The 10,139-nt window shown below is 61.1% G+C and carries 10 protein-coding genes and 1 pseudogene; 7 read left to right on the top strand and 4 right to left on the bottom strand.

Translation table 11 applies throughout. From position 1 onward, the window contains the following. Nucleotides 1-221: 221 nt before the first annotated feature. Nucleotides 222-413 (top strand): annotated as a pseudogene (locus PMI38_RS26975) (hypothetical protein); the annotation flags it as partial. Between the two features lie 160 nt (nucleotides 414-573). Here the strand turns inward: PMI38_RS26975 and ycaC (PMI38_RS03085) are convergent. After that, nucleotides 574-1,203: an isochorismate family cysteine hydrolase YcaC gene (ycaC, locus tag PMI38_RS03085; RefSeq protein WP_008090525.1), complete on the bottom strand. Its 630-nt coding sequence runs from the start codon at nucleotides 1,201-1,203 to the stop codon at nucleotides 574-576. 133 nt (nucleotides 1,204-1,336) lie between these two features. Between ycaC (PMI38_RS03085) and PMI38_RS03080 the strand changes: the two genes are divergently transcribed. Next, a complete protein-coding gene (locus tag PMI38_RS03080; protein ID WP_008090523.1) occupies nucleotides 1,337-2,248 on the top strand; it encodes a LysR substrate-binding domain-containing protein in 912 nt (303 codons plus the stop codon). A gap of 142 nt (nucleotides 2,249-2,390) precedes the next feature. Here the strand turns inward: PMI38_RS03080 and PMI38_RS03075 are convergent, their stop codons facing one another. The 3 genes from PMI38_RS03075 to ycaC (PMI38_RS03065) form a co-directional block, all read right to left on the bottom strand. After that, nucleotides 2,391-4,232, bottom strand: coding sequence for an amidohydrolase (locus tag PMI38_RS03075; protein ID WP_085988515.1), 1,842 nt, complete (start codon nucleotides 4,230-4,232; stop codon nucleotides 2,391-2,393). 276 nt (nucleotides 4,233-4,508) lie between these two features. Further along, on the bottom strand, nucleotides 4,509-4,799 hold the full coding sequence (locus tag PMI38_RS03070; RefSeq protein WP_008090519.1) for a hypothetical protein: 291 nt from the start codon (nucleotides 4,797-4,799) through the stop codon (nucleotides 4,509-4,511). Between the two features lie 117 nt (nucleotides 4,800-4,916). Beyond that, on the bottom strand, nucleotides 4,917-5,546 hold the full coding sequence (gene ycaC / locus PMI38_RS03065) for an isochorismate family cysteine hydrolase YcaC (protein WP_008090517.1): 630 nt from the start codon (nucleotides 5,544-5,546) through the stop codon (nucleotides 4,917-4,919). A 351-nt stretch (nucleotides 5,547-5,897) separates the two neighbouring features. Between ycaC (PMI38_RS03065) and PMI38_RS03060 the strand changes: the two genes are divergently transcribed. From PMI38_RS03060 to PMI38_RS03040, 5 genes are all read left to right on the top strand, one after another. After that, nucleotides 5,898-6,689 (top strand): winged helix-turn-helix domain-containing protein, encoded by a 792-nt coding sequence (locus PMI38_RS03060; RefSeq protein WP_008090514.1) that lies wholly within the window; start codon nucleotides 5,898-5,900, stop codon nucleotides 6,687-6,689. Continuing rightward, nucleotides 6,689-7,168: a hypothetical protein gene (locus tag PMI38_RS03055; RefSeq protein WP_043272879.1), complete on the top strand. Its 480-nt coding sequence runs from the start codon at nucleotides 6,689-6,691 to the stop codon at nucleotides 7,166-7,168. Before PMI38_RS03060 ends, PMI38_RS03055 begins: the two co-directional genes overlap by 1 nt. Before the next feature lie 111 nt (nucleotides 7,169-7,279). After that, on the top strand, nucleotides 7,280-7,963 hold the full coding sequence (locus PMI38_RS03050; protein ID WP_008090510.1) for a DUF3313 domain-containing protein: 684 nt from the start codon (nucleotides 7,280-7,282) through the stop codon (nucleotides 7,961-7,963). 40 nt (nucleotides 7,964-8,003) lie between these two features. Continuing rightward, a complete protein-coding gene (locus tag PMI38_RS03045) occupies nucleotides 8,004-8,504 on the top strand; it encodes an outer membrane beta-barrel protein (protein WP_008090508.1) in 501 nt (166 codons plus the stop codon). A 132-nt stretch (nucleotides 8,505-8,636) separates the two neighbouring features. Then, nucleotides 8,637-10,064, top strand: coding sequence for a mechanosensitive ion channel family protein (locus PMI38_RS03040; protein ID WP_008090506.1), 1,428 nt, complete (start codon nucleotides 8,637-8,639; stop codon nucleotides 10,062-10,064). Nucleotides 10,065-10,139: the final 75 nt, after the last annotated feature.

Genomic DNA, 10,139 nt, shown 5'->3' with positions numbered 1-10,139 from the left:
CGGGCGGCGCTCGATCTCAATGACACCGGATAACCACCGACATGCGCACAGCGGCCTCATCTGCATCCCACGACACCGAGGGATATTTCCTACAGAAGCACTTCCTCTGAAGAAATACCCTACAAACCGTGTCGACACCCGTCTGATTGTCCGGGGAAAGCCTGCTCTCTAGGCTAACCAGATCGCTGTCGGTTCAGCGATCGGGTGTGGAAACCCGTCATGTCCCTGCCCACGATGCATTGGTGCACGTAGCGCAATACCTGCGCGGCGCCTATGAGTGTGGTTACAAAGCCTTGGAGCACCTGGACGAAACAGGCAAGAACCTGTTCTGGAGCAACCTGAATGGCATCGAACTGGCAGAGGGATTAGTCGAAGCGCTATTGGATGGCATTGAGTCTACGCCTGTGAATTGATGCTGCCTGCCATGGCCCTATCGCTGGCAAGCCAGCTCCCACAGGGACTGCGCTGCGTTCAATTGTGGGAGCCGGCTTGCCGGCGATAGGGCCGGCACAGGCAACAAAAAAGGCCGGCCCCCAAACGGGAGCCGGCCTTGGTGCATCAAACCGCCAGTGGTTACTTACCAGCAGTCAACGCGTTGTAGCTGGTAATCAGATTCCGATAATCCGGAATGTGGTTGGAGCACAGCGCAGCCAGCCCCTCGACATCGTTGCGCCAGTCACGGTGCAGCTCACAGGCCACGCCAAACCAGGTCATCATCTGCGCACCGGCCTGGCTCATGCGGTCGTGCGCTGCGTCGCGGGTCATGGCGTTGAAGGTACCGGACGCATCGGCCACCACGAACACTTCGAACTCTTCTTCCAGCGCCGACAGCGCCGGGAACGCCACGCACACCTCGGTCACTACCCCGGCGATGATCAGCTGTTTCTTGCCGGTGGCCTTCACCGCCTTGACGAAGTCTTCGTTGTCCCACGCGTTGATCTGGCCAGGGCGAGCGATATACGGCGCATCCGGGAACAGCGCTTTCAACTCCGGCATCAGCGGGCCGTTCGGGCCTTGCTCGAAACTGGTGGTAAGGATGGTCGGCAGGTTGAAGAACTTGGCCAGGTCGGCCAGGGCCAGCACGTTGTTCTTGAACTTGTCCGGCTCGATGTCACGGACCAGGGACAGCAGGCCAGCCTGGTGGTCGACCAGCAGCACGGCGGCGTCGTCTTTGTTCAGGCGGTTGTATTTGAAGTTGCTCATGGTCGGTGCTCCTAAGGGTCTGGTTTCTTTCAGTAGTGAGTTGTTTCGCGTTGATGGAGAAAGATTAAAATCATCACCTTTGCTGCGGTAGACTGCGAAAACTGCCCTTAGCGTTCCATTTGGAGAACGATCATTGGAAGATTTGAACTCCCTGTACTACTTCACCCAGGTAGTCGAACATGGTGGCTTCGCCCCTGCCGGGCGGGCGCTGGACATGCCGAAGTCGAAGCTTAGCCGGCGTATCGCCGACCTGGAGGATCGCCTCGGCGTGCGTCTGCTGCACCGCACCAGCCGGCACTGCTCGCTGACCGAGATCGGCCAGGCCTACTACAACCGGTGCCTGGCCATGCGCGTGGAAGCCGAGGGGGCGGCGGAGATCATCGAGCGCAACCGCAGCGAACCCCGCGGCCTGGTGCGCATCAGCTGCCCGACCACCCTGCTCAACGCCTGGGTCGGGCCCATGCTGACCCGCTACATGCTCAAGTACCCGCAGGTGGAGCTGTTCATCGAGAGCACCAACCGCCGCGTCGACCTGCTGCATGAAGGCTTCGACCTGGCGCTGCGCGTGCGCTTCCCGCCGCTGGAGAACACTGACATGGTCATGAAGGTGCTGAGCAACAGCACCCAGTGCCTGGTGGGGCATCCGCAGTACCTGGAGCAGTTGCCGGCAGGCTTCGACCCGCAGCTGCTCGGCACCCTGCCCAGCGTGCATTGGGGCGGCGCCCAGCGTGAATACCAGTGGGAGTTGTTCCAGGGCGAGGCTACCGGCCACAGCCTGGTGATCCCGCATACGCCGCGCATGGTCACCGATGACCTGTTCGCGCTGCGTCACTTCGTGGTGGCGGGTGTCGGCATCGCGCATTTGCCAAGGGTCGCGGTGCGCGAAGATCTGGCGCAAGGCCGGCTGGTGGAGTTGCTGCCGGGCTGGCACCCGCGCTGTGGCATCGTCCATGCGATTTTCCCGTCGCGCCGGGGGTTGCTGCCGTCCGTGCGGTCGCTGATCGATCACCTGGCCGAAGAGTTCGCCGTCAGCGACATGGCGTGAGCCAGTACTGGCCCTATCGCTGGCAAGCCAGCTCCCACAGGTTCACCGCAGGGTCAGGTTTTTCTGTGGGAGCTGGCTTGCCAGCGATAGGGCCACAACAGACAACAAGAAGGGGCCTTGAAGGCCCCTTCTTCACCTCACCTCAAAACGCAAAGCACGAACAGCCCAACGCCCCCCAGAAGCCCTGGAAGTCATTCACCGGCACTGTCGAATGCCGCGCCTTCTCATGGCTGTGCGCATGCACCCCACAAGCCCCGGCACACTGGTGCGCCATCGCCGCCAACGACGGCGTGCCCACACGCCAGTGCCCCGGCACCTTGGCCACCGGCGACCACTCCGGCAACACTGGCACCTGTGGCGGCCCGAGCTTGTCGAACTCGGCGGCGCCATACACGACCTTGCCATCGACGAGGGTCAGCACCGACTCGATGCCCTTGATCGCCTCTTCCTCGACGCCGAAGAAGTCCAGCGACAGTGCCGCCAGGTCCGCCAGCTGGCCGACCTTGATCTGACCTTTCTTGCCCTGTTCGCTGGAGAACCAGGCGCTGCCCTGGGTGAACAGTTGCAGGGCGGTGTCACGGCTCAGGCCCTCCGGGTACAGCGCCATGCCGCCAACGGTCTTGCCGCTGACCAACCAGTACAGCGAGGTCCACGGGTTGTAGCTGGATACGCGTGTCGCATCGGTACCCGCCCCCACCGGCACACCCATGTCGAGCATGCGCTTGATCGGCGGGGTCTGCTCGGCGGCCTTGGCGCCGTAGCGGTCGACGAAGTACTCACCCTGGAACGCCATGCGGTCCTGGATGGCGATACCGCCGCCCAGTGCGCGCACGCGCTCGATGTTCTGCGGGGTGATGGTCTCGGCATGGTCGAAGAACCATGGCAGGCCATTGAACGGGATGTCGCGGTTGACCTTCTCGAACACGTCGAGCATGCGCGAAATCGATTCGTTGTAGGTGGCGTGCAGACGGAACGGCCAGCGCTGCTCGACCAGATGACGCACCACCGGCTCCAGCTCATCTTCCATGGTCTGCGGCAGGTCCGGCCGCGGTTCGAGGAAGTCCTCGAAGTCGGCCGCCGAGAACACCAGCATTTCGCCGGCGCCGTTATGGCGGAGGAAATCGTTGCCGCCGTGCAGCTTGACGCTGGACGTCCAGTTCTTGAAGTCGGCCAATTCTTCCTTGGGCTTCTGGGTGAACAGGTTGTAGGCAATGCGCACGGTCAACTGGCCTTGGTCAGCCAGTTCCTGGATCACCTGATAGTCGTCGGGGTAGTTCTGGTAACCGCCGCCGGCATCGATGGCGCTGGTCAGGCCCAGGCGGTTGAGTTCGCGCATGAACTGGCGGGTCGAGTTGACCTGGTATTCCAGCGGCAGCTTCGGCCCCTTGGCCAGCGTCGCATAGAGAATCATCGCGTTGGGGCGGGCGATGAGCATGCCGGTCGGGTTGCCGAACTTGTCGCGCTGGATCTCGCCGCCCGGCGGGTTGGGCGTGTCCTTGTTGTAGCCCACGGCCTTGAGCGCGGCGCGGTTGAGCAGCGCACGGTCGTACAGGTGCAGCAGGAACACCGGGGTGTCGGGCGCGGCCTGGTTGATTTCTTCAAGGGTGGGCATGCGTTTTTCAGCGAACTGGAACTCGTTCCAGCCACCGACCACGCGCACCCACTGCGGGTTAGGCGTTCGCGCCGCCTGGTCCTTGAGCATGCGCAGGGCGTCGGCCACCGACGGCACGCCTTCCCAGCGCAGCTCCAGGTTGTAGTTCAGACCACCGCGGATCAGGTGCAGGTGCGAGTCGTTCAGGCCCGGAATCACCGTACGCTGCCGGAGGTCGATGATCTGCGTCGCGGCGCCCTTGTGGGCCATGGCCTCGGCGTCGTTGCCCACGGCAATGAAGCGGCCGTCCTTGATGGCGACGGCAGTGGCCGTGGGCTTTTCACGGTCGACGGTGTGCAGCTTGCCGTTGAACAGAATCAGGTCTGCGGTCATGGATCCTCCTTGGGTGGCGGCTTGGGCGAAACCGGCGGCGCCGGCGAAGGGCAATGCGGACCAGAGCGCGCCGGCGGCGCCGAGCACGGTGCTGGCGGCGAGGAACTGGCGACGGCTGTTGTCATTGGGGTCCTGGGACATGGTCTTCTCCGTCTGGGTGCAGCGGCGCAGGCGCAACTGCAGAGCATGCCGGTTCAAGCATGGCGTTGGATTGATTTGCGGTGGGGCGGTTGAAGCCTAGCAACACACAGCAGTCGTGCTGCCATGAACGGTGGCTCAGCTGCGCAGCCAGTTGGCGCAGCGGCGGGTTACCCAAGGCATGATGAAGAACACCACGGGCAGGATGACGAACAGGTTGACGATCAGGTTGCTGGTGATCGTTCCCCCGATTTGCGGGAAGCGCACGAACAGCGGTGCCAACAGGTGCGGGATGATCAGGGTCATCGGGCAGATCACCAGGTAGGTCAGCACGGCCTGTTTCCAGCGCGGTGGCTGCGAGTTGGCGCGAACCTTGTGCTGGATGACCTGGGTCACCCCGTTACGGTCGTCATGGAATGCAGTGTTCATCGGCGTTCCTTGGGATGAGCTTGCCCGCATCCACCGTGCAACGGCGGACGGGCCCAGGTGTGGATAAGTGTGCTGCGCCTGGCAGGCACCGACGGTCGGTGCCCTGGGCGTTTGGGCTTATTTACCGGCGTTGAAGGCGTTGTAGCTGGTGATCAGGTTGCGGTAATCCGGGATGTGATTGGAGCACAGCGCCGCCAGCCCCTCGACGTCGTTGCGCCAGTCACGGTGCAGCTCACAGGCCACGCCGAACCAGGTCATCATCTGCGCGCCGGCCTGGCTCATGCGGTCATGGGCCGCGTCGCGGGTCATGGCGTTGAAGGTGCCGGACGCATCGGCCACCACGAACACTTCGAACTCTTCTTCCAGCGCCGACAGCGCCGGGAACGCCACACAGACTTCCGTCACCACTCCGGCAATGATCAGTTGCTTCTTGCCGGTGGCCTTCACTGCCTTGACGAAGTCTTCGTTGTCCCAGGCGTTGATCTGGCCAGGGCGAGCGATGTACGGCGCATCCGGGAACAGCGCTTTCAACTCCGGCATCAGCGGGCCGTTCGGGCCTTGCTCGAAGCTGGTGGTGAGGATGGTCGGCAGGTTGAAGAACTTGGCCAGGTCGGCCAGGGCCAGCACGTTGTTCTTGAATGCGTCCGGCTCGATGTCACGGACCAGGGACAGCAAGCCAGCCTGGTGGTCGACCAGCAGCACAGCGGCGTCGTCTTTGTTCAGGCGGTTGTATTTGAACGAGGTCATGGGCGCAGCTCCTGAAGGGGGTGACTCAATGTGTGGGGTGTTTCGCGTTGATGGACACACATTAAAATCACCACCTTTGGAGCGGTAGATGGCGAAATTCGACTCAAGCGTTCTATTTTCTGAACGATCGCCGAGCGCTGCCCGGACAAAGGCGCTTCGCACTCGAAGGGGGAGCCTTGCGCTCCGTAGTGCGAAATATTCACGCGCCGACAATATATTTCAACTTTGAAATAATTGAGCCCCAATAGTTTATTAATTCAACCAAGCCAATACAAGTACGCTTCGTCGAGTTGCACCATTAGTTATCCTCCCTATAATGGCCCGCTATTTTCACAACGCGCGAAGTGTTTCATGAGCTACTATTTTCGATTAAAAAATAGCGCCCTTGTGGAGTTCTATCCTGACCGCTACACGCTACTCATAAACCACGCGGATAGCCCGCCAGAAGAAATAACCCTGGCCCGAGCGGACGCCCGGATACTCGAACTGCTGCTGCTTGAACCTGGGGCCGTTTGCTCACGCGAGGCCATCATGGCATTCGCCTGGGATGATCGGGTCGTCTCGGCAGGCAGCCTCAATCAGTCCATCTTCATGCTCAGGAACATCCTTGGCGATAACAAGGATCACGACCTGCTGATCACTGTGCCGCGACGCGGCTATCGCTTCAACAGCGATCAACTGGCGTCGCCCGCAGACGAGACAGGGCCATCAGCCGAGCCTTCGAGCGCTGAAACCCCCTCGAACACACCCGTAGAGCTCGGCCAGCCGGCGGACAAGCAACGCCTGGGCAAATGGGTTCGAATGGCCTATCTGGCAGCAGCGGCGTTTGCATGCTTTACCGTATGGCAACTGTATGCCGCGCATGAACTGCCTCATGACGTAGAAGTCGCCGCGATCAAACAAGGTGAATTATCAATCACCGCTGTTGGTAAAAGCAAACAAGAAGTAGACGCACTCAAGGCCGATGTTTTGAGTTCGGGTATTTGGTCACATCAGTTGCAAGGCGAGGTATTTGTAAGCCGTACCGGCTCGCGCACCAATCTTTCCTGTATTCAGAAATCCGGGAAGGCCTACAACTTGGAGTTTGCCTTTAGCGAGGAGCGGCTCATCAGCATGTTTGGCAAGTGTTTGGGGGGTGAATGATGAGCAATCATCACGCGGCATGGCGACATGCACTGATTATCACGGCAATCGTTGCGGCCTGCCTGGCTGCGTTGTTCATGACCCGATCCGTGCCCTACGAAAACAGTCAGCCCTATCGATCCCAAGGCCATCACTTCATGGGTAGCGACATCCTGGACTTCAAGGAAAGGCTGACGATCAGTGAACCCAGTGCAGTCCTCAGCATGCTTGAGCGCCTGGGTGACAAGGAACGGCATATCGCCGTGGGCGCGTCTCTGGTTGAAGCCTCACGCTGGCGAATAAAGATAAAGGTCGAAGATATTCAAGCCAGCAGCGAGGAGCAGCTGTTCGACGTCAGTCGCCATTCGGATCTGCTTTTTTCCCGCCAGTATTTCCGCCTGGGCTCCATCTTGAACCTGGTGGTGGTACCCACCCGCGGTGACGCGCTGTGCTACTACATCCTTGAGGTGGATCGCCTGCGCTGCATGAACCACCGATGATCTGCGGCAGCCGCTGAGCACAAATGACAATTTTTGATTCCTGTTTTCTTCACCAACAGCGCAAGTTGAGGAGACGCCAGTCACCTCAACGTGACGTCTACAGGAATCATCATGCCGTTCAAACTGCTCGCTGCTTTTTTACTCTCGCTAACGTTGGTCGGCTGCTCGATGGCACCCAGCATCGACTCCGAGCTGACGACAACGGAACAAGCCAGCACTTCACTGCAGGTCATCGAACACGATGACAAGGCAGTCGCCTGGAAATCGTCCGCTGCACCGTTTTCTGCAAAGCATGAAAAGGTCGTGTTCATCAATCTGCCGAAAACCTTTTCGCTCGACAGTGACGATCCACGACTGGCCAAGTTCGAAGGCGATGCCACCCAGTTGCGCTCGCACTTCCGTCGTCAGCTGGAACAGCAACTCACCGGCGCCGGTTATCGCGTAGTAGACAAGCCCACGGCCAAGGCCCTCACGCTCAACGTTTCGATTGCCAATATCAAACGCGCACCGCGTGATCCCAATGTCACCGAATACATTCCCATCGGCATGTTGATCGGCCTCTCCCTGCATGCGACCGGGGTTCGCGATGAAACCCTGTATCTGTTCTTCCAGAGTGAAGTCAGCGACAGCCTGACAGGCGAGATGCTTGGCCGTGCCCTGGACCGCGCAGACGGCAGGAACATCGAACAATCCGCGGCGCCGGTCGTCGACGATATCTATCCCGCCCTGGATAGCGCTGCGCAGCAGATTCGGGAACGCCTGGACCGGGAGTTCCAGCCTAAGAAACCGGCCTGACCTGGCCATCTCCTCATTACTCAAAGCCAATGGATGACTGATGAAATTCGCAAAACCGCTTCTTGCTGCCCTGTGCATGTTCAGCACTTTCAACGCCTTCGCCGATGACCGTGGTTTCTACGTGGGCGGTGGTGTGACCAAGGTCGAAATCGATGAGCACCAGATCAGCGATGACGACAATGCCTATAAAGCGTTTGTCGGCTACCGCCTGAACCCTTACCTGTCCTTCGAAGGCGCTTGGGTCGACCTGGGCCACTTCGGCGGCGACGAAGGTAACTTCGATGGCCACTCGGTACAGGCCGCCGCTCACCTGGGCATGCCGATCGGTAAACGTGTGCGCGTGTTTGGCAGCATGGGTGTGCATGCCTGGGATGCCGACCACGATATCGCTGGCGACAGCAGCGACCTGGACATGACCTACGGGCTGGGTGTCGAGGTGGACATTCTGCGCAACCTGGGCGTGCGCCTGGAGCAGGAAGTCCTCAAAGTGGGTGACATCGATCTGGACCAGACCAGCGCCAGCGTCTACTTCATGTTCTGATGCCCTTGCGGCTCCTGTTTGCACAGCGAGCCGCTTCCCCCCGCCTGACCCTCTTCGTGTCGCACGCCAAGCCAGTAGTAATTGCAGCGAACCTGCTCTTTACTAGCTACAGCCCACCGTGACGAGACGCGCATGTTCGCACTCCTCCAGCACTCCCCCTTGCTGATCGGCACCTGCCTGATCCTGCTCGACCTGATCCTCTGGCAACTCATCCCGGTCCAGCGCCGGGCTTGGCGTATCGGCGCGCGGGTTGCGTGCTTCCTGCTGTTCAGTTGGGTATTGATTGCCGCCGGCATGAGCCCATTGCAACCACCGCCATGGCCCGACGATGTGTCACGCAACCTGATGGCCACCGTGCTGGCGATCGGCTGGTGGCTGTTTGGCGCACGCACGGTGACGGTGGTCTTCGGCCTGCTGCTGGGCGCACGTGGCAGTCATGGCGGGAGGCTGTTACAGGATGTGCTGGGGGCGTTGATCTTCCTGGCCGCGGTGGTAGCTGCCGCGGGCTACGTGATGCAACTGCCGGTCAAGGGCCTGCTGGCCACGTCCGGGGTAATGGCCATCGTCATCGGCCTGGCACTGCAAAGCACCCTCGCCGACGTGTTCAGCGGCATCGTGCTGAACACCACGCGGCCGTACCAGATCGGTGACTCGATCTCCATCGACGGCACCGAAGGCAAAGTGCTGGACATCGACTGGCGCGCCACGCGTCTGCTCACGGGCAGTGGCAGCCTGGCGGTGATCCCCAACTCGGTGGCGGCCAAGGCCCGGTTGCTCAACCACAGCCGCCCGGCCGACGTGCACGGGGTTTCGATCAGCGTGGTGGTGCCGGCCAAGGTCCGCCCCAAGCGGGTATTCGATGCACTGGAAAAAGCCTTGCAGGGCACCAGCGCGATACTTGCCACCCCCAAGCCCAAGGTCACGGTCAAGGCCTCGACACTGGAGTCGGTGGAGTACGAAGCCAGCGGCTTCGTCGCCGACATGGGCGCCAAGGGTGAAACGCGCAACCAGCTGTTCGACCTGGCCCATCGACACCTCGAGGCCAGCGGCGTGATGTGGAACGTCGATCTGGCCCTGCCGCCACGCAGCCGTCAGCGCGAAGTGCTGGATGAAGTGCGGGTGTTCCGTTCGCTGACCGAGCAGGAGCGAGACGCGTTGAGCCAGCGCATGACGGCCGTGGAGTACCTGGCCGACCAGGTGATCCTGGGCGTTGGCGAGCAGTCCGACCACTTGCTGGTGATCGGCAGTGGCGTGGTGTCGGCCTCGGTGCGTGATGGCGACAAGCTGCTGGAAGCGGGCCGCATGGGGCCGGGCGAGGTGCTGGGGATCGAGGGCATCCTCGACGAGGATGATTCGTTCGCCGAGTTCCGTACGCTGACCGGTTGCGTGCTGTACCGCATCGAAAAGGAACAGGTGCGCAGTTGCCTGGTGCAACGTGGCGAGGTGCAGGCGGCGCTGAACAAGTTGCAGCGGTTCAGGCGCCAGAGCCGGGAGTCACTGCTGCTGCAGAAGCCGACCGCGATCAAGAAAGGCGGCTTCCTCAGCTGGTTGCACAAGTAGCTTCAGGGTTTTTACTGGCCCTATCGCCGGCAAACCGGCTCCCACATGATTCGGTGCGGTCCTTGTGGGAGCCGG

This window comes from Pseudomonas sp. GM84, assembly GCF_000282535.1.
In the GTDB taxonomy this organism is placed as follows: domain Bacteria; phylum Pseudomonadota; class Gammaproteobacteria; order Pseudomonadales; family Pseudomonadaceae; genus Aquipseudomonas.
Note: the sequence above shows the minus strand (reverse complement) of the source record. Positions and strands in the feature narration are given on the sequence as shown.